The sequence below is a fragment of the Pseudoalteromonas sp. OFAV1 genome (assembly GCF_021532595.1).
In the GTDB taxonomy this organism is placed as follows: Bacteria; Pseudomonadota; Gammaproteobacteria; order Enterobacterales; family Alteromonadaceae; genus Pseudoalteromonas; species Pseudoalteromonas lipolytica_C.
This window is the reverse complement of the sequence record NZ_JAKGBG010000042.1, coordinates 18,309-42,645: the sequence shown is the minus strand read 5'-3', so window position 1 is coordinate 42,645 and position 24,337 is coordinate 18,309. Positions and strand designations below refer to the sequence as shown.

Genomic DNA, 24,337 nt, shown 5'->3' with positions numbered 1-24,337 from the left:
AGTAATGGAACCCGTTAAGCATATTTGGTTTAAAGCCAATGGTGAGATGCCTGACGATCAGCGTATTCATAACTACTTACTTGCGTATGCGTCTGACTTTGAGTTTTTACCAACGGCATTACAGCCGCACGGTGTATCGTTTATGCAGCCGAATATGCAGGTTGCGACGATTGACCATGCAATGTGGTTTCACCGCCCGTTTAGACTAGACGATTGGATTTTATATTCGATTGATAGCCCAAGTGCGAGCTCTGGCCGTGGTTTGGTGCGAGGTCAGTTCTTTGACCGTCAAGGCAATTTGGTTGCCTCAACGATCCAAGAAGGGGTAATGCGTCAGCGTTAACCTTTTGCGTGCTGAGCTTGGCTTTGCACTATATCGTCAATTGACTGCCAGACTCGTGCTGGCAGCAATGCCTTCAGATATAAATACACTTCACACAGCTCATTGCTACCCGTTAAGCCTTGCTCTGATTCGGTAATTAGCTTTTGCTCTCGCAAGCTTGAGATAAAACCAATAAGTACTTTTTTGTCAAAGAACTCCGGCGTTTTAATGCCGTGCAACGTGCCTAAACGCTCTGCTAACACTTGGCTTTCGTGCTCAAGTTCTTCACGCTCAATACCGCTACTGGTTTGAATAAAACCAACCACGATAGCGTAACGCTGTAGCGTTAAGCTTAAGGCGCGGCCAAGCATTTCGAGTTTTGCTAAGCAGTCGTTGCTATTGGTGATTTTGATATTATCACCTTCAATTTCAATAAGGTCTTGATCAACAAAGCTTGCGAGCACGCGAGTAATGTAGTTTTCATCTAGCTCATGCAAGAACCACTCTTTAGCGAACAGCGGGTAAAAACGTGCAATCAAGGCACGGCAATCTGCCATGGTAGTTTGATGTGCTTTGAATAAATGCAGCGCAAGCAAGCTTGGTACAGCAAATAAGTGCAATACGTTATTACGGTAGTAGTTGAATAGCGTCTTTTCTTTGTCGTTAATAGCGATAATTTCGCCAAATTCATCACTGATGACGTCAAACTTATTAAGCTTAAGTGCATGCTCTAATAGCTGTTCAGCACTTTCGTTAGGTGTTGTTACCTTGTCGCTGTAACTTGCGCTGCGTTGTAAATGTAGATAAAACTCAAGTTGCGCAATCAACTTAGGTTTACTTAACGCATGTTTGTCATTCACCAATAAAATCATCGCGAGTAGATTCACCGCATTGAGTGCAGCGGCACTATTAATATTAACCATTACTTTATCGGCAAGATTCGCTACCTGCGGTCCAAGCCATTGTGGCTTTTGTACATCGGTCGGGTGAATAGACTCGCGCCAATCAGGTTGCTGTTCATTAAGGTATTGATTTATCGAAATAGGATCACCAAAATTTAAGTAACCACGGCCATAGTTTTTCAGGTTTTTAATGGCTTTAAAAATCCCCAAGACCGACTCACCTTTTTTATCGTTACCGGCCAGCTCTTTTAAGTAAGTATTAATTTCCATTACGTGCTCATAACCGATGTATACAGGCACAATCGAAATAGGGCGATCTATGCCACGAAGCATGGCTTGCAACGTCATGGCGAGCATACCTGTTTTTGGTGGTAACAAACGACCAGTACGGCTACGGCCACCTTCAGTGTAAAACTTCACTGAGTAGCCTTTAATAAATAACTGGCTCAGATACTCTTTAAATACTGATGAATATAACTTGTTGCCCGCGAAAGAGCGGCGAATAAAGAAAGCACCACTACGACGGAAAATACCACCTGCCGGGAAGAAGTTTAAGTTGATACCAGCGGCTATATGCGGTGGTACTAAACCTAAGTGATAAATAGAGTAGGTCAGTAATAAGTAATCCATGTGCGAGCGGTGACAAGGCATATAAATAATTTCATGGCCTTTATCAGTGAGCTCGTGAACTTGCTCTGAAAACTTAATGTCGATGCCGTTATAAAGTTTATTCCACAGCCAAGTTAATACACGGTCAGCAACACGAATGGTGGCATCGCTGTAATTGGCAGCAATTTCATCAAGTAGCTTCAGCGCATTTTGACGAGCTTGCTCTTGGCTGATGTTTTTTTCTTTTGCTTCTATTTGAATCGCTTTTTTTATTGTTGGTGATGCAAGTAGCGAATTAAAAAGCTGTTCACGCGATGGCATTTTTGGCCCTGTAGCAGCCAGTTTTTGACGGCGAAAGTGCACACGAGCTACGCGTATTAACTTATGTGGTAGCTCATCAACATCGGCTTTTTCATTGACTAATAAAGATAAGTCGAGTGGTTGGCTAAATCGAATAAAGTTATCACGCCCAGAAAATAGCAACACAAAGAACTTGCGAAACCAGCTGGGTGTTAATGAATGAGACACCAAAGTACCTAAACCAGGCTTTTCTTTTCCTGGGTTACGACCCCATAAAATGGTCACCGGGATCACTTGGACGTTTTGCTCACCAGATTGCATTAGGTGGTCAATAATGTGTTTGCCTTGCTGCAAGGCATTACTTGGTTTGCTTTTATTACCAAATAGCGGTGGTGGGTTTTGAATACCAATAAAGCGGTTAAGTTCGGCATTACCTAATAATTGCTCTTCGGTTGGGTCAGGTAAGCCATATTTTTTACATACCCGCGCCAGTGCCGCTAAATCAGAGCGCGCATTCAACCTCACAATATAAAAAGTTGGGTTGGCAGGGTTTAGATTGTATTGTTCAATAGGGTTCTCAGGCAGAACTTTGCTTTTTACTAGCAAGCGGTTCATCCCAGCAGAAATAGCATTTAAACAACGATTAATGATACGCATCAACTCACCAAAGTTTTATACCAACTAGGTTTAGTGCCTAAGACAGCTCACTTTATTAAGCCAATTGGTATTAGTAAATATACAGTAGACCACATGCGGTCAAAATAAGCGGCATAGAATAACAATTATTAACTGGACTGACCATTGCAACATTGTATGGCTTTTTGTTTCTTTACCTAACTATAGTAAGCAAAGACATACCTTGGCTGAATTTAGTTCTATTTCATTTAAATTTCATTTTGATAAGGCGTCGAGTGTATTAATTCTAAAAAGTTGTTGCATTTATCACCAATATAACTATAATACGCAGGCTTTCAAAATTCCCTCGGGAACTTGGAAGGAAAGATTAAGCTTGGATTTCAAGCTAATAAACAGGAATTCCGATTTGGAATTCAACGTAGATATAAGAGAACAGCCGACATCTTAGTTAGTAAGATTGTTTCGGTCGTTTTTTTATGCTCTTTTTAAATGCTCTTTATATTGAGGTTTAAGAATGTCAAATCAACGCATTCGTATTCGCCTAAAAGCTTTTGACCACCGTTTGATTGACCAATCAACGGCGGAAATCGTGGAAACTGCGAAACGCACTGGCGCTCAAGTACGTGGTCCAATTCCACTACCTACACGCTTTGAACGTTTTACTGTACTAACTTCACCGCACGTTAACAAAGACGCGCGTGATCAGTACGAAATCCGCACCCATAAACGTCTGATCGACATCGTAGAACCAACTGACAAGACTGTTGACGCTCTTATGCGTTTAGATCTTGCTGCTGGTGTTGATGTTCAAATCAGCCTGGGTTAATCGGAAGATTAGAGAGGTTTTAGGAAAATGGCATTAGGTCTAGTCGGTCGTAAAGTGGGTATGACACGTATCTTCACTGAAGATGGTGTATCTATCCCTGTGACAGTTATCGAAGCGACTCCTAACCGCATTGCACAGATCAAATCTGACGCAACAGACGGTTATAACGCGCTTCAAGTAACCGCAGGCACTAAAAAAGCAAGCCGTGTAAACAAAGCAGCAGCGGGTCACTTCGCTAAAGCTGGTGTTGAAGCGGGTCGCGGTCTGTGGGAATTCCGCCTAAATGGTGGTGAAGGCGATTTTGAAGTAGGCGCTGAGCTTACTGTTGAATTATTCAACGAAATCAACAAAGTTGACGTAACCGGTACTTCTAAAGGTAAAGGTTTCCAAGGTGGTGTTAAGCGCTGGAACTTCAGCATGCAAGACGCTACTCACGGTAACTCTCTATCTCACCGTGCTCCTGGTTCAATCGGTCAAAACCAATCACCTGGTAAGGTGTTTAAAGGTAAGAAAATGGCCGGTCACATGGGTGCTGAGCGTGTAACGACTCAAAACTTAGAACTAGTTCGCGTTGACGCTGAGCGTAACTTGCTTTTAGTTAAAGGTGCAGTACCTGGCGCTATCGGCGGTGACGTTATCGTTAAACCAGCTGTTAAAGCATAAGTCCTGGAGATTTAGTGATGGAATTAGCAATTAAAGACGCTTCTGGCGCTCTTGAAGTTTCTGAAGCTACTTTTGGACGTGAGTTTAACGAAGCATTAGTACACCAAGTAGTTGTTGCTTACGCAGCAGGTGCTCGTCAAGGTACTCGTGCTCAGAAGACACGTTCTGAAGTTAGCGGTGGTGGTAAAAAACCATGGTCTCAAAAAGGTACTGGCCGTGCACGTGCTGGTACAATTCGTAGCCCAATTTGGCGTTCAGGTGGCGTTAGCTTCGCAGCTAAACCACAAGATCATAGCCAAAAAGTAAACCGTAAAATGTACCGCGGTGCGATCAAAAGCATCTTATCTGAATTAGTTCGTCAAGAGCGTTTAATCGTTGTTGAACAGTTTGGTCTTGAAGCACCAAAAACTAAAGAACTAGTTGCTAAGCTTAAAGAACTTGAGCTTAAAGATGTTCTAATCGTGACTGAAGAAGTAGATGAGAATCTTTTCTTATCGGCACGTAACCTATACAAGGTTGACACGCGTGATGTAGCTGGTATCGATCCTGTAAGCCTAATCGCTTTCGATAAGGTACTTATTACAGCTGCTGCTGTTAAGCAACTTGAGGAGGCGCTAGCATGATCCGTGAAGAACGTCTTTTAAAAGTGATCCTTGCTCCACACATCTCTGAAAAAAGCACTATCGCTGCTGAAGAGAACAACACGATTGTTTTCAAAGTAGCTTCTAATGCAACTAAAGCTGAAATCAAAGCTGCTGCAGAAAAGCTTTTTGAAGTAGAAGTAACTGGTGTTCGCACACTAAACGTTAAGGGTAAAACAAAACGTACTGGCATGCGTTTCGGTCGTCGTTCAGACTGGAAGAAAGCTTACGTTACTCTTAAAGAAGGTAGCGAGCTAGACTTTGTCGGCGGCGCCGAGTAATAAGGGGAGTTAGAATTATGGCACTTCAAAAGTGTAAACCAACTTCTGCGGGTCGTCGTCACCTGGTTAAAGTGGTTAACCCAGATTTACATAAGGGTAAACCTTACGCACCACTACTAGAGAAAAACTCTAAGTCTGGTGGTCGTAATAACAAAGGTCGTATCACGGTTCGTCACATCGGTGGTGGTCACAAGCATCATTACCGTGTAATCGACTTTAAACGCACTAAAGATGGCATTCCAGCTGTTGTTGAGCGTCTAGAGTATGATCCAAACCGTAGCGCAAACATCGCTCTTGTATTATATGCAGACGGTGAGCGTCGTTACATTATTGCACCTAAAGGCTTAAAAGCGGGTGATTCAATCCAGTCTGGTATTGATGCACCAATCAAACCTGGTAACACGTTACCAATGCGCAACATGCCTGTAGGTTCGACTGTTCACAACGTAGAATTAAAACCAGGTAAAGGCGCGCAAATCGCACGTTCTGCTGGTGCATACGTTCAAATCCTTGCTCGTGAAGGTCAATACGTAACTCTACGTCTTCGTTCTGGCGAAGTTCGTAAAGTTCCATCTGACTGTCGCGCAACACTTGGTGAAGTAGGTAATGCTGAGCATATGCTTCGTTCACTAGGTAAAGCTGGTGCAAATCGCTGGCGTGGTATCCGTCCGACAGTTCGTGGTGTTGCCATGAACCCGGTAGATCACCCGCACGGTGGTGGTGAAGGTCGTACATCTGGTGGTCGTCATCCTGTGTCTCCATGGGGTAAACCGACTAAAGGTGCTAAGACACGTAAGAACAAGCGTACTGATAAATTTATCGTACGTCGTCGTACTAAATAATAGTTGAGGAATAGCCATGCCACGTTCTCTCAAGAAAGGTCCTTTTATTGACCTACACTTGCTGAAGAAGGTAGAGAAAGCGTTGGAAAGCGGTGACAAGAAGCCAATTAAAACTTGGAGCCGTCGTTCAATGATCATACCTAACATGATCGGATTGACCATCGCTGTCCATAATGGTCGTCAGCACGTTCCTGTGTTTATCACAGACGAAATGATCGGTCACAAACTAGGTGAATTTGCACCAACTCGCACTTACCGCGGTCACGCTGCGGATAAGAAAGCGAAGAAACGTTAAGAGGAGAATGATAAATGCAAGCATTAGCTAAACATAAATTCGCCTCTGGTTCGGCGCAAAAAGCACGTCTAGTTGCAGATCAGATCCGCGGACTTCCGGTTGATCGCGCTCTAGAAATCCTGGCGTACAGCCCTAAAAAAGCGGCTGTATTAGTTAAGAAAGTACTTGAGTCTGCTATTGCTAACGCAGAGCATAACGAAGGTGCTGACATTGATGAGCTTCGTGTAACTACGATCTTTGTGGACGATGGTCCTACAATGAAGCGTATTATGCCACGTGCTAAAGGACGCGCTGACCGCATCCTTAAGCGTACAAGCCACATCACTGTTGTGGTTTCAGATAGCTAGGAGTATAAGTAATGGGACAAAAAGTTCATCCTACTGGTATTCGCCTAGGTATCTCTAAACCTTGGGTTTCTACCTGGTACGCGAATTCAAAAGATTTCTCTGATCAGCTTTTTGGCGATCACAAAGTACGTGCATTCCTAACTAAGGAATTAAAAGCGGCTTCTGTGTCTAAAATCGTTATCGAGCGTCCAGCTAAATCTATCCGTGTAACAATTCACACAGCTCGTCCTGGTGTTGTTATCGGTAAAAAAGGCGAAGACGTTGAAAAACTACGTCAAGCAGTAACTAAGATTGCAGGTGTTCCGGCTCAGATCAATATTTCTGAAGTTCGTAAGCCTGAACTTGATGCACAACTAGTAGCTGACGGTATTGCGTCACAGCTAGAGCGTCGTGTTATGTTCCGTCGCGCTATGAAGCGTTCGGTACAAAATGCAATGCGCATTGGTGCAAAAGGTATCAAAGTTGAAGTTAGCGGTCGTCTTGGCGGTGCTGAGATCGCACGTTCAGAATGGTATCGTGAAGGTCGTGTACCTCTACATACTCTACGTGCTGATATCGACTACGCAACTTCTGAAGCCTTAACCACTTATGGTATCATTGGTGTTAAAGTTTGGATCTTCAAAGGCGAAGTTATTGGTGGTTTACCACTAGTACAAGAGCAAGAGAAGCCAGCTAAACGCGCGCCAAAGAAAGCCAAAAAAAGTGCTAAGTAGAGGTAGCGAGTAATGTTACAGCCAAAACGTACAAAATTCCGTAAAATGCACAAAGGCCGCAACCGCGGTTTAGCGCAAAACGGTAACAAAGTAAGCTTCGGTACTTTCGGTTTGAAAGCTACTGGTCGTGGCCGTATGACTGCTCGTCAAATCGAAGCAGCTCGTCGTGCTATGACACGTCACGTAAAGCGTCAAGGTAAAATCTGGATCCGTGTATTCCCAGATAAGCCAATTACGAACAAGCCATTAGAAGTTCGTATGGGTAAAGGTAAAGGTTCTGTTGAATATTGGGTTGCTGAAATTCAACCTGGTAAAGTACTTTACGAAATGGAAGGTGTTTCTGAAGAGCTTGCTCGTGAAGCATTTAACCTTGCAGCGCGTAAATTACCATTCACAACAACTTTCGTAACTCGGACGGTGATGTAATGAAAGCTAGCGAACTAAAAGACAAAAGCGTAGAAGAGCTAAACGCTGAACTTCTAGGACTTCTTCGTGAGCAGTTCAACCTGCGCATGCAAGCAAGCACTGGTCAGTTAGCTCAGACACACACGCTAAGAACAGTACGTCGCGATATCGCGCGTGTAAAAACAGTTATTAACCAGAAGGCAGGTCAATAATGAGCGATAAAATCCGTACTCTTCAAGGCCGTGTAATCAGCGACAAGATGGATAAATCTTTCACTGTTGCTATCGCACGTTACGTGAAGCACCCAGTATATGGTAAATTCATCAAACGTACGACTAAACTACACGTACATGACGAAAACAACACAGCTCAAACTGGTGACGTAGTTACTATCCGTGAGTGTGCTCCTATTTCTAAGACTAAGTCTTGGACTTTAGTAGACGTTGTTGAACGTCCAAAGCAAGCTTAATTTTTAATTAAGTTTACTTACTAAAAAGCCCCGGCATTTGCTGGGGCTTTTTGTTTTTAAAATAAAGCTATCAGCTTTTAGACGTCAGTTGAGCGCTAGACTTGTTTGCTGCAGAGTTTCCCGCTGCTGTAAAACCTCATATGGCACTAATGCTTAATCGAAACCATCTCTACGAATAGACTTGAGCTAGAACCATAAACTTTACTCTTGCTAAAACGCCACTTTTTCTTATGAACTAACTCACTCATTTAACACTCTTAAAAATAAAAATGAGGCGTTTGGGTGCTAAAAGGGACTTACAAAGCATGGATCATCTCGATTACGCTACATGCTGTGCTTTTGTTGTTATTTGCTCAATATGGAAAGTTTGTGAAACTACCAGTAGCAGCCACAGAGCCGCCAAAAGTAATCAACGCGTATGTGAGTGTTGATTTAACTTCGTTACCTAGTTTGCAGAAAATCCAAGAAAAACCTTCACCTGAGCAAACAGAAGGAATGCCTGATGAGGTTAATTCTTTGCCAAAAAAAGAAGAAACTTCGCAGAGTAGCTCTGGGCAGATAAGTGATTCTAATACAGTTAATCCCACAATAGACGAACCCAAAAAAGCTACCTCTGAGGTTGTAAAGCCTAATCAGACACTTGAGAATTCAAAAATAGCCGAAGAGCCTTTTAAAAAGCTCAACCCTTATGCGCCAATCCCACAGCTTAATTTTGAAAATGGTTCTGCTAATGCGTCTTTGTTTGGGCAGGATGAAGCGAATAGCCCCTCAGGCAGGGTTACAGTGCCTGCGCAATTAACCGTCTCTGATAAAGCAACTGTCGTTTGGCAAAGTGGCGATGGTAGCAAGCGTATCGAGGTGCTAAATGGTATGTGTTATGGCATAAATTTCAATTCGGTGTTTGGTAAATCTGGGGTGCCAAGTGGATCGCCAAGACCCTGCGAAGACAAAGACGCTAAGTTATTTAAAGAAATAATGAATAAATGGAGTAATAAATAATAAAACACTTTACCTCAACTTAACTTGAGATTTTAAAGTAGCGTTTTTTGTAATGGATAACGCTATGAACTCACTAGAAAACTATTTATTAAGCTTACAGATTAATTGCTATCAAGCGTCAGCGATTCAAATTTCTCAAGTACAAACGCGTATTTGGCAGTCATTACAAAATAATTCTAGTTATGCACATAGCGTAATCGAAGAGTTTGATTTGAATGGGCAGCCTAGCCATTACCAGCATGCAGCCCTATTTACACTGGTTTTACTGCAGCTTGGCTATAAAATAAAGTCAACGCCAGAAAACGCTTTATCGGTAAGGCATAACCATTTGTTACATGACATTCGTCTTGTCGAGCAGTCAAACGCTAGTGGGGCATAAGTCATCTTGTATCGTATAAAAAGGCACTTAGCCGAAACTAAGTGCCTTGGCTTAACGAAGTTACCAAATCATTTCTACAAATTCTGGATGATCCACAAATGGGTTGCGGTTACCTTGATGTTCGTAAGCTGCTTGGTTACGGTCAAGCTCTAATTGGCTAACAGGATCCTCGTTATGCCATTTTAATAACATAGCAACGACCCAGTTCTCAAATACCTGATTAGATGAACCATTCAATACAGCGTTACTGTAGGTTGTGTTGTTTTGCCACGAGCCAATTACATTTTCATAGCGTGTTGCCATGTAGAAATAGGCTCTTGCAAAGTCACCTTTAAATTCATCAATAGGTTCAAATACCGTTCCTGAGTAATTTAATGAGCTAGCTGCACTGCCTAACTTACTGCCGTTGCTAGAGGTATAGCTTGCACTACCAACTTCACCAAACGGGTAGTTACTACGTTTTGAATTTACATAACCATCAGTAGCAAAAATGTGATGTACGTCTGAATTCATTGGCTCAACTGTACCGCCAAACCAACTTTTCGGGAAAGAATGCTCACGGTTGTAGCAATCTGCTTCGCTGTTGTATGTACCACATTGATCGCTCACAGCAACATAGTTGTAACTGTCTTGGCCTGCAGGGTTTTCTGAATAACGGTCTAAAATAGAGTTGTCGTTTTCAAAATACTTATCGCGTGAGGCAACATCGTAAAAACTCCAAATAGCTGAATAGCCTTGTGAGTTGTGATCTTTAATGATGTTGTATAACTCTGTTTTCAGTGCATAACCACTAAGGCCTTGCGTTGTAACATAGTATCCCGTTGGCTCTGTTGGTGTTGTACCACCACCGTCACCGCAGCCTGAGTTATCACCCAAAGTAAACGGCGTAGCTTCCGAGCTTTGGAAGCTTGCACCACTGGCAAGTACTGTTTGACCTAAAGAAAGATTGTAACTGCCATTGCCGAATGAGCAGCATATGCCATCACCATAGCTATCAAAAATAGTAAAGGTATAGTCACCATCAGTTAAACATGCTTGCTCACTGTACTGAGTATTTGCAGCATAGCTGCCGCCTGATGCTACTGTGCTACCTTGGCTATTAGTGATATGCCAGCTGGTTTCTTCACCATAGTTATCGGTAGTGAGGGTTAAAGATACTTGGTTATCGGCGCAGCTGCCCGAAGGTGGTGGTGTTGAGCCCGTGCTTGGTGCAAAGTTATCAACATAAACCACTTCGCTGCCATCAAAGCCTGTTACATCGTAAAAGCGCAGGCCAACACTAATTGAGGTAGTCGCAGAAGCTGTATACTGATAGCTGATTTGTTGCCATTGATTCGTTAATGCTGAATTAGAGTAACCTTGATAGCCATCAACCACTAAGCGAGCTTTTACGCCGCCTTCAGTATGGTAAACCCAAGCAGAAAACTCATAGCTTTCACCGGCCACTACATCAACTAATTGCTGTAAATCGGTATTACTTTGCGTGCCAGTATTAACCACAACTTGCGCTGAGTAATTACCTGAGTAAACCACATTACTATTAGCGCTAAGACTAATACCGCTATCTATGGTGCTCCAGCTTGCAGGGGTGTTTGCTGACCAGTTTTCGAAGTCGGCATTATTAACATTTGCCAATGCTGAACTCGCTAAACACAGTAAACTACTGGCTAGCATGTATTTTTTACATGTCCCGTGTGACATCGTTGTTTCCTTTTTATATTTTAATAGTTTTAGCTGTTCTCAAAATGAACACAGCGAGTATAGGCTAATCGGCTTATGTTGCAATAATGTTAATTAATAAAAGTTTCTTATTGGGTAATTTTTGCTTTTAACATGTTTTTTTTGGATAAATACTAAATTAATAACTAAATGGAATATCAAAGCAGATTCTATTCTTTTTTAATCGCCTCAGACCCCGTTATTCTTCACGCTAAGATAAACCTTTAAAGCATTTTTGTTTAGTCTTTAAAGTCGAAAAAATTGTTCGCGAAATGACGGTAGTAAGCTCGTTTCGCAGTTAACTTTTCAGGGTTACGAGGAATAAATTCATGTTGTTAAGTCAACTAAATGCAGCGGCGAGCCCGCTATCGCAAGAGCAAGTACAAAAGCTGCAAGGCTTAGTGGCTGAACTTAATCCAATTCAGCAAGCGTGGGTAAGTGGTTACTTAGCTGCTAACGCAAATGCAGGTGCATTAACTGGTGGTGTTGCTGCCGCTCCAGCTGCGGGTGATGCTGCACCATTGACTATTTTATACGGCTCGCAAACGGGTAACGCCAAAGGCGTGGCGAGCAAGTTAAAAGAGCAAGCAGAGTCGCGCGGTCTAACGGCTAAGCTAGTAAACATGGCTGACTACAAACCAACAGCCCTGAAAAAAGAAAAGTTTATCACGGTTGTTGTTTCAACCTATGGTGAGGGTGAGCCACCAGAAGATGCTGAAAGCCTCCATGAATTCTTAACGACTAAAAAAGCACCAAAGCTAGATGGTGTTAAAGTGGCTGTGATTGGCTTAGGTGACTCAAGCTACGAATTCTTCTGCCAAACAGCAAAAGATTTCGAAGAGCGCTTTAACAAGCTTGGCGCAGAAACTATTTTCCAGCGTGCTGACCTAGATGTTGATTACGATGATGAAGCTGCTAAGTGGATTGATGGTGCACTTGATGCGTTTGAACCAGATCTTAAAGCGCAGCAGCAAGCAAGTGGTGGTCAAGTTGTGGCGATGCCATTTGGAGCAGCAGCGCCAGCAGCAAGCCAATACACCAAGCAAAACCCATTTGCTGCAGAGCTAAGTGTTGTGCAAAAAATTACCGGTCGTGACTCAACTAAAGATGTGCGTCATGTTGAAATCTCATTAGAAGGTTCAGACATCACCTATACACCGGGTGATTCGCTGGGCGTTTACTTCTTGAATGATGAAGTACTTGTTGATGAAGTCCTTGCGCTTACCCAAATTGATGCATCTAGCACGGTTAAACTAGGCGATGAAGAGCTCAGTATTCGTGATGCATTAATCGAAAAATTAGAGTTAACCCAGTCATACCCAGGTTTTGTTGAAAAATATGCAACAGCAACTGGCAACCCTGAATTATTAAAGTTAGTTGAAGATAAAGCGGCAATGCGTGAGTACATCGAACCTCGCCAAATCTTCGATATTATTCGTCAAAACCCAGCTCAACTAGAAGCGCAAACCTTAGTAGACTGCTTACGTAAACTACAAGCGCGTTTATATTCGATTGCATCTAGCCAAGCTGAAGTTGAAGATGAAGTTCACTTAACTGTGGGTCTGGTTGAGTTTGATGCATTTGGTAGCGAGCACTTAGGTGGGTGTTCTGGCTATTTAGCGCGTCGTGCTGAAGAAGGTTGCAAAGTAAAAGTATTCAGTGAGCATAACGATAATTTCCGTTTACCGGCTAATGATGAAACGCCAATTATTATGGTAGGTCCGGGTACGGGTATTGCACCATTCCGTGCGTTTTTACAAGAGCGTGATGCTCGTGAAGCAAGTGGTAAAAACTGGTTATTCTTTGGTAACCCACACTTTACTCAAGACTTCTTATATCAAGTTGAAATTCAAGGTTACTTGAAGTCAGGTTTACTGACTAAAGTGGATGTGGCGTTTAGCCGTGACCAAGCGGAAAAAGTATATGTTCAAGACAAACTTCGCAAAAACAGCCAAGAAGTATTTGCTTGGTTAGAAGCGGGTGCTCATTTCTATATCTGTGGTGATGCAAACCGTATGGCGAAAGATGTTCATCAGGCGCTTGTAGACATTATCAAAGAAAATAGCGGCAAAGATGATGAACAAGCTGAGCAATATTTAAAAGATTTACGTAGCGCAAACCGCTATCAGAAAGACGTGTACTAATCACGTTTAAAGCTAACAGCCGTCACTGTAACAAATTTAGGAAATACCATGAGCGAACAAGACAAAAACGTAAAGCTTTCTGATAACGAGCGTTTGAAAAGAGAAAGTAATTTTTTACGTGGCACAATTGAGCAAGATTTAAAAGACGAGATCACAGGTGGTTTCACTGCTGATAACTTCCAACTGATCCGTTTCCACGGCATGTACCAGCAAGATGACCGTGATATTCGTCCTGAGCGCGCTAAACAAAAATTAGAGCCGTTACATAACGTAATGTTACGTGCTCGTATGCCTGGCGGTATCATCAAGCCAGAGCAATGGTTAGCAATTGATAAGTTTGCTGAAGAAAAAACCAGCTATGGCAGTATTCGTTTAACCACGCGTCAAACTTTCCAGTTCCATGGTGTGCTTAAGCCAAATATTAAAGGCATGCACCAAATGCTTAATAGCGTGGGCATTGATTCAATTGCAACGGCGGGCGACGTAAACCGAAACGTATTATGTACAACGAACCCTGTTGAATCTGAGCTTCACCAAGAAGCTTACGAGTGGGCTGCGAAGATCTCAGAGCACCTATTACCAAAAACCAAAGCATACGCTGAAATTTGGTTAGATGGTGAAAAGAGTGAAACCACTGAAGAGCCAATTTTAGGTTCAACTTATTTACCGCGTAAGTTTAAAACCACAGTAACAATTCCACCGAATAATGAAGTGGATGTGCATGCGAACGACCTAAACTTCGTGGCAATTGCAGAAAACGGCAAGTTAGTTGGTTTTAACGTGTTAGTGGGTGGTGGTCTTGCGATGACTCACGGTGATACAGCAACGTATCCTCGTAAAGCGGATGACTTTGGTTTTATTCCACTTGAGCACACCTTGAAAATTGCTGAGCACGTCGTGTCTGTACAGCGTGATTGGGGTAACCGCTCAAATCGTAAAAATGCGAAAACTAAGTACACACTAGACCGTGTAGGTACGGATGTATTTAAAGCTGAAGTTGAAAAACGTGCTGGTGTTAAATTTGAACAGAGCCGCCCGTATGAGTTCACTCACCGTGGTGACCGTATCGGTTGGGTTGAAGGTATTGATGGTAAGCACCACTTAACGCTGTTTATTCAAAGTGGCCGTATTTTAGATTACCCAGATAAACCGCTAAAAACAGGCTGTCGTAAAATTGCTGAAATTCACCAAGGTGATTTCCGCATGACGGCAAACCAAAACTTGATCATCGCAGGTGTTCCGGCTGATCAAAAAGCGGTAATCGAAGAGATCGCTCGTAACCATGGCCTAATTGATGACAGCCATACAGAGCAGCGTAAAAACTCAATGGCGTGTGTGGCATTACCAACGTGTCCGTTAGCGATGGCAGAAGCTGAGCGTTATTTACCAAGCTTAATTGAGAAAACAGAAGCGCTATTAGCGAAACATGGTATTGGCGATGACAACATCATTATGCGTGTTGTGGGTTGTCCGAATGGCTGTGGCCGCGCAATGTTGGCAGAAGCGGGTCTGGTTGGTAAAGGTCCAGGAAAATACAACGTGTACTTAGGTGGTAACCGTGAAGGCACGCGTATTCCAAAACTGTATTTAGAAAATGTTGGCGAAGACGTATACCTAGACGCATTCGATAAGCTAATTGGCCAATGGGCAAGTGAGCGTAATGAAGGCGAGTGTTTTGGTGATTTTGTAATTCGCAAAGGCATTGTTGCTGAAGTTAAAGTTTCAGTAACTGATTTTCACGCATAATTTTATAAGCGACACCGCTTTAAGGTTTGGAATTAACCATGAGTGAATTTAAAAACATCTTAACGATGAGCAAAGAAGACCAAACAGCCATGCTGGCTGATATAAATGGTCTTCTGGCTGATAAAAGCGCTGAAGAGCGTGTTGCTTGGGCGCTTGAAAACTTACCAAGCACGCACTTTTTGTCGTCGAGTTTTGGTATTCAAGCGGCGGTAATGTTGCACTTAGTGACATCACAGCAGCCAGATATTCCGGTGGTACTGACAGATACCGGTTATTTGTTTCCTGAAACCTATCAGTTCATCGAGCAAATGACGGAGCGACTATCGCTTAATCTTAAAGTTTATAAAGCTGAGCTTAGCCCTGCGTGGCAAGAAGCGAAGTTTGGTAAGCTTTGGGAGCAAGGTGAAGAAGGCATTAAGCAGTACAATCAACTGAATAAAATTGAGCCAATGACTCGTGCCTTAAACGAGCTGGATGCAGGTACTTGGTTTAGTGGCTTGCGTCGCGATCAGTCATCTAGCCGAGCTGATAAGCAAATTGTTGAAATCAGCCGAGGGACTGTGAAAGTGTATCCACTTATTGAGTGGAACAACCGTGACATCTATCAGTATCTAACTAAACATGATTTACCTTATCATCCACTTTGGGAGCAAGGTTATGTGTCGATGGGCGATGTTCACACAACACGTAAACTTGAACCGGGCATGACAGAAGAAGAGACGCGTTTCTTTGGTTTAAACCGTGAATGTGGCTTACATATCGATGGTGATGGTATCTAATCCTAAATTCCTATCAGAATTTTCGTAAAGCGTAACCAAGGTTGCGCTTTTTTTGTGCTATTTATATACAATCTCAGGCTTAATTCTGTGAGAGAAAATTATGAGTCGTGTTGTTGTATTTTTATTTTTATTATTTATTGCTCCTTTAGTACGAGCTGAAACGCTGCGTGTTGCACTCTATGACACAGATTACCCTCCTTATCATTTTGCGAGCGAGAAACAAAAAGGCTTAGTTGATGAGCTACTTGAACGTTTCGCTAAAAAGTACAAAGTGCAAATTAGTTATATTCTCGTACCTGAAGTGCGCTCTCAGCATTTACTGGATGAGGGAAAGGTTGATGTGAGGTTGGAGTCTGAGCAGTGGTACAGAGGCGAAAATCACTATTATTGGAGTGATATGATAGCTGTTGTCGAAGACGTGCTGGTGATGCCAAATGGTTGTCATATCCCACCACTTGATAAACTGAATGGTTTTGCTGTACTGACGCGATTTGGCTATACCTATCCGCAATTTGAAGCTTTGTTTGCTTCAGGAAAAGTACACCGAGAAGACTTCTATTCTGAATTAGACATGTTGAATGCTTTACTTGATAAAAAACAAAATCAACGTGTTGCCGTCATCGCAAAAAATACCTTGCAATGGTATGCCGCACAAGATGATGCCTTTAAAAAGTTTACTGTTAGCGACTACAACGTGGGCAAAGCGCCGATGCAACTACAGTTCATTTATAATGAAAAAGGTAAGCGCATGAGCGAAAAATTTAATGACTTTATGAAAAGTCTTAAATCATCGGGGGAATTTGCTAAGATTGTGAGTAACTACCAATAATGTGTAAATGGAATTATGAAACGCTTTTGTTATTTTGCTGTGATGCTGCTCCTAACCAGTGTTGCGCTGCTGTTTTACATTAAAAAGCCAGACGGTAAACCTTACCTAGAGCTTGGTATGTTTGAGCGTTATTCAGAAAAAGTCAGTGATGATGTGAGTGATTTTGCTTCGCAAGGAGCCGATACTCTTACTAGCCAAGTTAAAAAGCTCACTGAGAAGTTGAGCTTGAGCAAAGACGTTAATACACCTGTTGTTGTGTATAAATGGCAAGATGAACAAGGGCAGTGGCACTATGCTGATACACCCCATCCTAATTATTTTAGTATCGCGGTAAGTTTAGATCCGAACGACATAACAGTGTTACCTGCAGAGACATTTCAAGCAGATGAGAAGCAAGCAGCAACAGTTAAAGCTGACGAAACACCTTCAACGCTTGGGGTATACGACCCTAAAAACGTACAAAAAATGATGCAAGACGCTGAGCAAGCAAAACAGCTTATGGAGCAACGTAACAAGCAACTTGAACAGCAGCTCAAAAAGCAAGGTGGAAATTAACTTTGTTTGTTTTGCGCTGTGAGGTCGCTTTCCATTTTCATCAGTAAAATAGTGAGATAAATTTTGGTGGGTAGTGAGAATAGCACACCAACAGCAATACACGCTGCGCTGATCATAATGCCATGTATACCCATGCTATCACTTAAGTAATTACCGGCTAATAAAGAGTGCCCCAATATAATTAGGCAAATACCTAAAATGATAAAGGTTTTTAAGATTCGAATGATGGTTTGTTCAGTCATACAAGCACCTCACTTTAGCCATAATTAAAGTGTAGGTGCTGTTGTAATTAATAGGGTTGTTCTAAATCAAGCAATTGTCGGTTATTTGTCCAATTTTACTGGGCCGTTGATGTTATCGATACTTAAATCACCTGAACCCGCTTCGATAATTGTCAGGCCAAGTGTGTCATCCACATAAATGCTGCCAGAGCCATCGGTAATGGTAACCAGCCCTTTGATTTGTCTTACATCTATATCACCAGAGCCATCTTCGATAGTAAGCGCACCAGCCAATGTTTTAACGCTGATACTACCTGATTCATCAATAATACGTGCAGGGCCTTGGCTATTGTCGATCTGGATATCACCAGAGTCATCTTCAATATCAATACGCCCTTGGCCTTGGTCAATCATAATTGAGCCAGAGTCGTCTTCAATACTGATATTGCCGCTGACATTGCTAATGCGAATATCGCCGGAGTCATCATCTATGTTGATATTTCTGCCTTGTTCAATAATGATTGAGCCAGAATCATCATCAATGCTGATATCGTTTTGCATCGCACGTATCACGATATCACCTGAGTCATCATCGATATCTAGTTTAAGGTTGCTAGGCACAGAGACAATTAAATCAATATGAGGGGATGAGCCACTGTAAAACGACAAGCTACCATTATTGAGCTTGCTGATAAGCTCAGCCGTGTCGCCATGCTTTTCGAGTGTTAGTGTATAGGTTTCATCGCCTTTAGCCGCATAGATATTAGCATTCACTGTGATAGCCGTGGCGTTGCTGTCGCCTTTGATGATCAGTGAGCCTGCTTCGGCATCAATTTTTAATGCGCTGATACTTGCAGCCGACACGCTTAAGTCTTGTTGTTTTTGTTCTGCGATTTGACCCGGAGAGACATGAATAACACAGCCCGTTAATAATAAACTTGATGAAATGGCCGTTGCGCAAATTGCGCGTTTGAATGATGCAATAGTCATATGGATTCCAAAATTATTGTGATTGTTATCTGGTTAGCATTTGCAAACTATGGTCCAATTTTAACATTCTGATTTTTATGTGCTTTTCATTTTTTGTAAATAAGTGTGTTGGTCTAAACTGCAATTAATTAGTGATTTAAACAAAAAAGGGGCTGAAAATTCAGCCCCTTAGTTAACTTAAAAGCAGTTATTGCTCAGCCAGCATATTACGAAGTACATACTGTAAAATACCGCCGTGTTTGTAGTAATCCCATTCTTTAGGAGTATCTATGCGCACATCAACACTAAAGCTAATTTGTTTGCCTTCGCTGTTAGTGGCAATCACACTGACTTCATTGGTTTTGTCGTATAAGCCCTCAAAGTCGAATGACTCTTGGCCTGTAAGGCCCAGTGACTCATAGCTTTCACCTTCTTTAAATTGCAGTGGTAATACACCCATACCTATCAGGTTAGAGCGGTGAATACGCTCATAACTTTGTGCAATAACAGCTTTAACACCCAGTAATAATGAGCCTTTTGCTGCCCAGTCTCGTGATGAACCTGTGCCATATTCTGTGCCCGCTAAAATAATCAGAGGTGTGCCGTCTTGCTGGTACTGCATTGCTGCATCATAAATACTGGCAAGTTCATCACTTGGTTGTATACGGGTAACACCGCCTTCAGTACCCGGCGCTAGTAGGTTGCGTAAACGCACATTAGCAAAGGTACCGCGCATCATCACTTCGTGATTACCACGGCGTGATCCATAAGAGTTAAATTGTGCTTTTTGTACACCGTGATCTTGTAAGTAAAGACCTGCAGGAGCATCAGCTTTAATCGCACCTGCTGGCGAAATGTGGTCGGTTGTAACTGAGTCACCTAATTTTGCTAAACAGCGTGCACCACTAATGCTCGGAATTCCTGGAGGCTCAATTTCCATACCATCAAAGAATGGCGCTTTTTTGATGTAGGTTGACGCATCATCCCAATCATATAGTTTGCCATCAGGAATTTGAATTTTCTGCCAACGATCATCGCCTTGATACACATTGCCATAGCTTGATGCGAACATTTCTTTGGTCACTGTTTCACGGACAAGGTCGTTAACTTCGCTAACACTTGGCCAGATATTTTTCAGGTAAATGTCATTACCATTCGGATCTTGCGCTAATGGCTCGTTATATACATCAATATCTGTGCGACCTGCAATAGCGTAAGCAACAACGAGTGGCGGTGAGGCTAAGAAGTTCATTTTCACATCTTGGTGTATACGACCTTCAAAGTTACGGTTACCCGATAAAATAGAGCTTACGACCAGTTTATGCTTTTGAATTGCTTCACTGATCTCATCGGCCAGCGGGCCTGAGTTACCGATACAGGTTGTACAACCATAACCGACAAGGTTAAAGCCTAACGCATCTAAATCGTCCATTAAGTCGGCTTTTTTCAAGTAATCAGTCACCACTTGAGAGCCTGGAGCGAGTGAAGTTTTAACCCAAGGTTTAACCTTTAAGCCTAATTGTTTTGCTTTCTTCGCAACTAATCCTGCAGCTAGAATTACACTTGGGTTTGAGGTGTTTGTACAACTTGTGATTGCAGCAATCACACAAGCGCCGTCTTTAAGCTCAAACTCCTCGCCTTTAAAGTTAACCTTGGCAGCACCCATGTATTGTGCTTCGTTTACCTGATCATCTGGGTTAGTTGTTGGACCTTCATCTTCAATGCGGGCTTCTTGAACATCGCTTTTATCACGTTGTTGCATGCGCTCTTCTTGAAAGCCACGAAGGTGTTCACCGATAATGCTACCAGCTTTATCAAGGGCGATTCTATCTTGCGGGCGTTTAGGACCTGCAAGGCTTGGCACGACATCATCAAGTGATAATTCAAGCGTATCTGTGTAGTGAGCTTCATCGCCAGGGTTACGCCATAAGCCTTGGTGCTTAGCATAGTCCTCAATAAGCTTAAGCTGCTCCTCATCACGGTTAGTTAAACGTAGATAGTTAATAGTTTCGTCGTCAATCGGGAAAATACCGCAAGTTGCACCATACTCAGGCGCCATATTGGCGATTGTCGCGCGGTCAGCAAGTGGTAAATCAGCAAGACCATCACCATAAAATTCAACAAACTTTCCAACCACACCATGTTTACGCAGCATTTCTGTCACGGTTAGCACAAGGTCGGTTGCAGTTGTACCTTCAGGCAGGCGACCATTGAGCTTAAAGCCAATAACTTGAGGAATAAGTAAGCTGATTGGTTGGCCAAGCATTGCGGCTTCGGCTTCGATACCACCTACGCCCCAACCAAGTACCCCGAGACCATTGATCATAGTAGTATGTGAGTCAGTACCAACGAGGGTATCTGGGTAAGCGAGTGATTTACCGTTTTTACTATCGTTAAATACCACGCGGGCTAAATATTCTAAATTAACTTGGTGAACGATACCGGTTGCTGGTGGCACAACTTTTAGGTTATCAAAAGCGGTTTGGCCCCAACGTAAAAATTCGTAACGTTCTTTGTTGCGCTCATATTCAAGCTTCGCATTTAGATCAAATGAGCCATCTTCACCGTAGCCATCGACTTGCACTGAGTGGTCAATAACCAGCTCAGCAGGTGACAGTGGATTTATCTTTGCAGGATCACCACCGAGTTTTTCCATGGCATCGCGCATCGCCGCTAAGTCAACAATTGCAGGAACCCCTGTGAAGTCTTGCATTACTACGCGTGCAGGTGTAAAGGCAACTTCAGCAGATGGTTTAGCTTGTGGGTCCCAGTTGAGTAAGGCTTCAATGTCTTGCTTTTTAATGTTGACGCCATCTTCATTGCGCAACAGGTTTTCGAGTAATATTTTTAACGAAAATGGTAGACGTTTGGCTTTGTCGCCTAAACCTTGTAAAGAGTGAATATGGTATTGTTCACCATTAATTGTAAGCTGTTTTTGGGTATCAAAACTATTATTCATTATTTGCCCCTGTGGTTTGAGCAAGCAAAGCTCGCTTTTGTGTTTCCTTTTGAAATAGACACATTGCTATTGCAAACTTAATACCAGCTGGTAAATTTTTCTGCTGATGAAAAAATATGCTACTTAAATATAGTTGATGCCTATGTGATTTATTTCAAGTGTAAAGGGCAGATTAAAGTGTAGATATTTAAGATAGTTCTCATGAATAAGTGTGTCAATTAAGCCAGCTTTCTTGCTTACCTTTATTACTAATCAAAAGTAAGACTAAGCCAATCACAATAACGCAAAATGGCATTGCCAGTGCACTACTGCCAAACATGGCAAGGCTATCGATCACTACAAAGTTATAATATTGCTGTACTAACACAGCGATAAATGACACTAAAAAAAACTCTCTGGCTAGGGCTTTTCGAACAATTAGCATAATACTGCCAAGGCATGCTGAAAACACCGCTACAGCAAAGGCTGCAGTAGACCAAAGGGGGATGTTGCGGTATGCGTCTTGTTGATTCTCGGGTAGTAAAGCAATCATTTCAGGAGTCATTAACTGTTGCATGATAAACGCAAAAACACCTAACAGATTCCAAACAAGTGCAGCCCAAGCAAGTGGTTTAAGCCAAGCAGGAGGGGTCATAAATCACCTTTTATTGTTGTTATTATCACATTCAATTAAAGGTGATTTATGCTAACTAAGCAAGATTTAGTTAACCAAAAGAGATAGGGCGGCGACCGGTTTTTTCGTCTACTTTTGGTTTTTTAGTGCGTTTACGTTTTGATTTTTTTGGTGCTTCTTCAGAGCTTTGTGGTTGTGCTTTTTGTACTGATTCTGGTGGGCGAGGATTTGGTGTTGCATCTTCGCTTAATGTAAGCTGGAACAACTCACCATCAAAAGCAAGCACGTCACCACTGTATAATTTTTTCCGCTTTATTGTACAAATTTCATAGTTAACCCCAACATAACCTTCACCAATTAAGGCTTTTGCTTGGCCACCTGTTTCGACTAGGTCGAGCACTTTTAGCAAGTTACATAGCTCTATTGGCTCTTCTTCTAGTTCAATTTCGATGAAATCTTCGTTCATGTTGGTCTCTCTTAATTCAATCGCAGCCATTATAAAGCCTAGCACTCAATTGAACCAAGATTAAATTTTCAAGCTCTTCAAGCGGTTAAAATTTACAGCAATAAATAATCTGAGATTTTTACAAACAGTAAAAAAACTGCAGTATTTGCTGGCTACACTGCGCGCGTATGAAATTGGTGTACAAATTGCTAATTGCTTATCCGTTTAATATTTTTAGATTCGTTCTGGAGTAGTAGTAATGGGCGTAAGATCAGCGCTAAGAAAAGAGTTAATGGGATTACAAGATTCATCATTGCTAGCGGCAGATGATGTGCGAGCTTTGCTAACTCAAGCTATAAAGTCGCAGCCTGAAAAGTCAGAACAGGGATTTGCATTAATTTCTCGCTTTAATGATAACCATAGCCAATTGACTTCAGGTGAAGCAAATAAAGAAAAAATGCTTCAGCATCAAACTCACCGCTTATTTAAAGATATTCTCTACACTCGGCAAAGTGTTAATAATTGGCTGAAAAAGCACCTGAATTAATTGATTTATTGTTTTTCTCACTTTAGACTACGTTTGTAATCTAAAGTGAGAAAGAAAATGAAGAGGATAATTTCAGCAGCTATATTTTTAATTTTGGCAGGTTGTCAGCAACCAACAGTCTACGTATACACAGAAAATCTTGATCAACAACAGTTGCACACATTAGAGCAAGCTTTAAATAAGCAAAGCTTACCCTACGAATACACTAAGCTCCCTATTCCAAGAGACTTTGCTGATGCAACCTTAATGTTATCGAGCGATAAAATTCTCACTCATGAAACCGAACAACTTGCAGAAATTATGCAAGGGCTGGGTTATCAAGCTGAAATTAAGTACACCACAGAGGCTAATCACTTTTACAATCAAGGCAATATAGGCTTTTACTTACGAGCAAAAAATGACTCAACTAGTTTCACTATGCCGGCTCGAGTAATAACAACGGGTTGCGTTGAGGATGAGTTTAACGGCCTTGCGGTCAAATTTAGTGATAAACAGGCCGAGTTTAACCTAGCGAGTGGTAGGCGAGTCTCATTGGACTGGGATTACTTATACGGCTATTTAGTCATTTATTATAAAAACTATTCGCAAAGTTACAGCCATTTAACGCCAGAAGTGAGTACCCCATTTGGTATGAAGCCATCTGACACCTACCGTTACACAGCACGTGTAAATAAACCAGGGTGGCTTAATTGTTCATTGCAAGTTGTGTATATGGATTAGCTACGTGATTCGAGATAATTACTCAATTTCACAATTCGCTCACTCATGCCTTCGATTATGCGATCTTTAATTTTCTCGCGGATCACATTGGGCAAGCGGGTGAGTGCTTCGGGGGCGATAGCTAATAAAATAGTATCCACTCTAGCACGGGCGCTTGTGCTATGTTCCCGATTGTTAATAAAAGCACCTTCACCGATAAATTCACCTGGGTCAATAATCCCAAGCTCATGTAAATGACTTTGCTTGAACACCATCAGTGAACCACTTAGAACAATATACAAACGCTTGTCATTGTCGTACTGCTTGAAAACAGCACGGCCTTGTTTAACCAAATATAAATGACTGAATGACTCTAATAACACTTGTCGTTCACTAAGAGTAAACTCTCTAAAGAACGACAATCTGTTAATTATTTCCATTTGTTTAATGAGTGGTATGTGTTCGATTAACTTCATTGATTCA

28 protein-coding genes and 1 pseudogene are annotated in these 24,337 nt (G+C 42.1%); 21 read left to right on the top strand and 8 right to left on the bottom strand.

What is annotated here, in order from left to right; genetic code table 11:
• Window positions 1-343, top strand: a pseudogene (locus tag L1267_RS18450) (acyl-CoA thioesterase domain-containing protein); the annotation flags it as partial.
• Here L1267_RS18450 and plsB read toward each other — a convergent pair.
• The gene (plsB, locus tag L1267_RS18445; RefSeq protein WP_235383727.1) at window positions 340-2,790 is read right to left on the bottom strand and encodes a glycerol-3-phosphate 1-O-acyltransferase PlsB; all 2,451 of its coding nucleotides are present in this window, start codon (window positions 2,788-2,790) and stop codon (window positions 340-342) included. The pseudogene L1267_RS18450 and the gene plsB overlap by 4 nt on opposite strands.
• 493 nt (window positions 2,791-3,283) lie before the next feature.
• Between plsB and rpsJ the strand changes: the two genes are divergently transcribed.
• The 13 genes from rpsJ to L1267_RS18380 all read left to right on the top strand — a co-directional run bounded on the left by rpsJ (window position 3,284) and on the right by L1267_RS18380 (window position 9,629).
• On the top strand, window positions 3,284-3,595 hold the full coding sequence (gene rpsJ / locus L1267_RS18440) for a 30S ribosomal protein S10 (RefSeq protein ID WP_002957900.1): 312 nt from the start codon (window positions 3,284-3,286) through the stop codon (window positions 3,593-3,595).
• Between the two features lie 27 nt (window positions 3,596-3,622).
• Window positions 3,623-4,258, top strand: a complete 636-nt coding sequence (gene rplC, locus L1267_RS18435; RefSeq protein ID WP_004588685.1) for a 50S ribosomal protein L3 — start codon at window positions 3,623-3,625, stop codon at window positions 4,256-4,258.
• Window positions 4,259-4,275: 17 nt separating this feature from the next.
• Window positions 4,276-4,881, top strand: a complete 606-nt coding sequence (gene rplD / locus L1267_RS18430; RefSeq protein ID WP_062568199.1) for a 50S ribosomal protein L4 — start codon at window positions 4,276-4,278, stop codon at window positions 4,879-4,881.
• The gene (rplW, locus tag L1267_RS18425; protein WP_135923210.1) at window positions 4,878-5,180 is read left to right on the top strand and encodes a 50S ribosomal protein L23; all 303 of its coding nucleotides are present in this window, start codon (window positions 4,878-4,880) and stop codon (window positions 5,178-5,180) included. The genes rplD and rplW overlap by 4 nt, the downstream gene beginning before the upstream one ends.
• A 17-nt stretch (window positions 5,181-5,197) precedes the next feature.
• Window positions 5,198-6,022: a 50S ribosomal protein L2 gene (rplB, locus tag L1267_RS18420; protein ID WP_135923211.1), complete on the top strand. Its 825-nt coding sequence runs from the start codon at window positions 5,198-5,200 to the stop codon at window positions 6,020-6,022.
• Between the two features lie 16 nt (window positions 6,023-6,038).
• Entirely contained in the window at window positions 6,039-6,317 is a 279-nt protein-coding gene (gene rpsS / locus L1267_RS18415; protein WP_010376377.1) for a 30S ribosomal protein S19, read from the top strand.
• A gap of 14 nt (window positions 6,318-6,331) precedes the next feature.
• Entirely contained in the window at window positions 6,332-6,664 is a 333-nt protein-coding gene (rplV, locus tag L1267_RS18410) for a 50S ribosomal protein L22 (protein WP_004588690.1), read from the top strand.
• Window positions 6,665-6,675: 11 nt separating this feature from the next.
• A complete protein-coding gene (gene rpsC / locus L1267_RS18405; protein WP_063701047.1) occupies window positions 6,676-7,377 on the top strand; it encodes a 30S ribosomal protein S3 in 702 nt (233 codons plus the stop codon).
• 12 nt (window positions 7,378-7,389) lie between these two features.
• Window positions 7,390-7,803, top strand: coding sequence for a 50S ribosomal protein L16 (gene rplP / locus L1267_RS18400; protein WP_036974208.1), 414 nt, complete (start codon window positions 7,390-7,392; stop codon window positions 7,801-7,803).
• Window positions 7,803-7,994 carry a 50S ribosomal protein L29 gene (rpmC, locus tag L1267_RS18395; protein WP_054552371.1) on the top strand — a complete coding sequence of 64 codons (192 nt, stop codon included), beginning with the start codon at window positions 7,803-7,805 and terminating at the stop codon, window positions 7,992-7,994. Before rplP ends, rpmC begins: the two co-directional genes overlap by 1 nt.
• Window positions 7,994-8,251 carry a 30S ribosomal protein S17 gene (gene rpsQ, locus L1267_RS18390; protein WP_135923212.1) on the top strand — a complete coding sequence of 86 codons (258 nt, stop codon included), beginning with the start codon at window positions 7,994-7,996 and terminating at the stop codon, window positions 8,249-8,251. The genes rpmC and rpsQ overlap by 1 nt, the downstream gene beginning before the upstream one ends.
• Window positions 8,252-8,533: 282 nt before the next feature.
• The gene (locus tag L1267_RS18385) at window positions 8,534-9,250 is read left to right on the top strand and encodes a hypothetical protein (RefSeq protein ID WP_235383726.1); all 717 of its coding nucleotides are present in this window, start codon (window positions 8,534-8,536) and stop codon (window positions 9,248-9,250) included.
• Between the two features lie 64 nt (window positions 9,251-9,314).
• A complete protein-coding gene (locus L1267_RS18380) occupies window positions 9,315-9,629 on the top strand; it encodes a hypothetical protein (RefSeq protein WP_235383725.1) in 315 nt (104 codons plus the stop codon).
• Window positions 9,630-9,689: 60 nt separating this feature from the next.
• On the opposite strand, the gene L1267_RS18375 is transcribed toward L1267_RS18380, so the two are convergent.
• Entirely contained in the window at window positions 9,690-11,330 is a 1,641-nt protein-coding gene (locus tag L1267_RS18375; protein ID WP_235383724.1) for an endonuclease, read from the bottom strand.
• Between the two features lie 347 nt (window positions 11,331-11,677).
• On the opposite strand from L1267_RS18375, the gene L1267_RS18370 reads away from it, so the two are divergent.
• The 5 genes from L1267_RS18370 to L1267_RS18350 all read left to right on the top strand — a co-directional run bounded on the left by L1267_RS18370 (window position 11,678) and on the right by L1267_RS18350 (window position 17,401).
• Complete coding sequence (locus L1267_RS18370) at window positions 11,678-13,492, top strand: assimilatory sulfite reductase (NADPH) flavoprotein subunit (protein ID WP_235383723.1); 1,815 nt, start codon at window positions 11,678-11,680, stop codon at window positions 13,490-13,492.
• A 48-nt stretch (window positions 13,493-13,540) separates the two neighbouring features.
• Entirely contained in the window at window positions 13,541-15,238 is a 1,698-nt protein-coding gene (cysI, locus tag L1267_RS18365; protein ID WP_135923217.1) for an assimilatory sulfite reductase (NADPH) hemoprotein subunit, read from the top strand.
• Window positions 15,239-15,276: 38 nt separating this feature from the next.
• The gene (locus tag L1267_RS18360; RefSeq protein ID WP_235383722.1) at window positions 15,277-16,017 is read left to right on the top strand and encodes a phosphoadenylyl-sulfate reductase; all 741 of its coding nucleotides are present in this window, start codon (window positions 15,277-15,279) and stop codon (window positions 16,015-16,017) included.
• Window positions 16,018-16,117: 100 nt separating this feature from the next.
• The gene (locus L1267_RS18355) at window positions 16,118-16,846 is read left to right on the top strand and encodes a substrate-binding periplasmic protein (protein WP_235383721.1); all 729 of its coding nucleotides are present in this window, start codon (window positions 16,118-16,120) and stop codon (window positions 16,844-16,846) included.
• Window positions 16,847-16,861: 15 nt separating this feature from the next.
• Window positions 16,862-17,401, top strand: coding sequence for a DUF4124 domain-containing protein (locus tag L1267_RS18350; protein ID WP_235383720.1), 540 nt, complete (start codon window positions 16,862-16,864; stop codon window positions 17,399-17,401).
• Here L1267_RS18350 and L1267_RS18345 read toward each other — a convergent pair.
• The 5 genes from L1267_RS18345 to L1267_RS18325 form a co-directional block, all read right to left on the bottom strand.
• Window positions 17,398-17,643, bottom strand: coding sequence for a hypothetical protein (locus tag L1267_RS18345; RefSeq protein ID WP_054552382.1), 246 nt, complete (start codon window positions 17,641-17,643; stop codon window positions 17,398-17,400). The two genes, L1267_RS18350 and L1267_RS18345, sit on opposite strands and share 4 nt — an antisense overlap.
• Before the next feature lie 81 nt (window positions 17,644-17,724).
• Window positions 17,725-18,612: a DUF4097 domain-containing protein gene (locus tag L1267_RS18340; protein ID WP_235383719.1), complete on the bottom strand. Its 888-nt coding sequence runs from the start codon at window positions 18,610-18,612 to the stop codon at window positions 17,725-17,727.
• Window positions 18,613-18,799: 187 nt separating this feature from the next.
• Entirely contained in the window at window positions 18,800-21,550 is a 2,751-nt protein-coding gene (gene acnA, locus L1267_RS18335) for an aconitate hydratase AcnA (protein WP_235383718.1), read from the bottom strand.
• Between the two features lie 214 nt (window positions 21,551-21,764).
• On the bottom strand, window positions 21,765-22,184 hold the full coding sequence (locus tag L1267_RS18330; RefSeq protein ID WP_135923223.1) for a hypothetical protein: 420 nt from the start codon (window positions 22,182-22,184) through the stop codon (window positions 21,765-21,767).
• A 70-nt stretch (window positions 22,185-22,254) separates the two neighbouring features.
• Window positions 22,255-22,629, bottom strand: a complete 375-nt coding sequence (locus L1267_RS18325) for an RNA-binding S4 domain-containing protein (RefSeq protein ID WP_138556717.1) — start codon at window positions 22,627-22,629, stop codon at window positions 22,255-22,257.
• 238 nt (window positions 22,630-22,867) lie between these two features.
• Here L1267_RS18325 and L1267_RS18320 point away from each other — a divergent pair, with 238 nt between their 5' ends.
• Together L1267_RS18320 and L1267_RS18315 are read left to right on the top strand one after the other, a co-directional pair.
• On the top strand, window positions 22,868-23,155 hold the full coding sequence (locus tag L1267_RS18320) for a hypothetical protein (RefSeq protein WP_199527626.1): 288 nt from the start codon (window positions 22,868-22,870) through the stop codon (window positions 23,153-23,155).
• 57 nt (window positions 23,156-23,212) lie between these two features.
• Window positions 23,213-23,875 carry a hypothetical protein gene (locus tag L1267_RS18315; RefSeq protein ID WP_235383717.1) on the top strand — a complete coding sequence of 221 codons (663 nt, stop codon included), beginning with the start codon at window positions 23,213-23,215 and terminating at the stop codon, window positions 23,873-23,875.
• On the opposite strand, the gene L1267_RS18310 is transcribed toward L1267_RS18315, so the two are convergent.
• Complete coding sequence (locus L1267_RS18310; protein WP_135923226.1) at window positions 23,872-24,330, bottom strand: Crp/Fnr family transcriptional regulator; 459 nt, start codon at window positions 24,328-24,330, stop codon at window positions 23,872-23,874. The genes L1267_RS18315 and L1267_RS18310 overlap by 4 nt on opposite strands.
• Window positions 24,331-24,337: the final 7 nt, after the last annotated feature.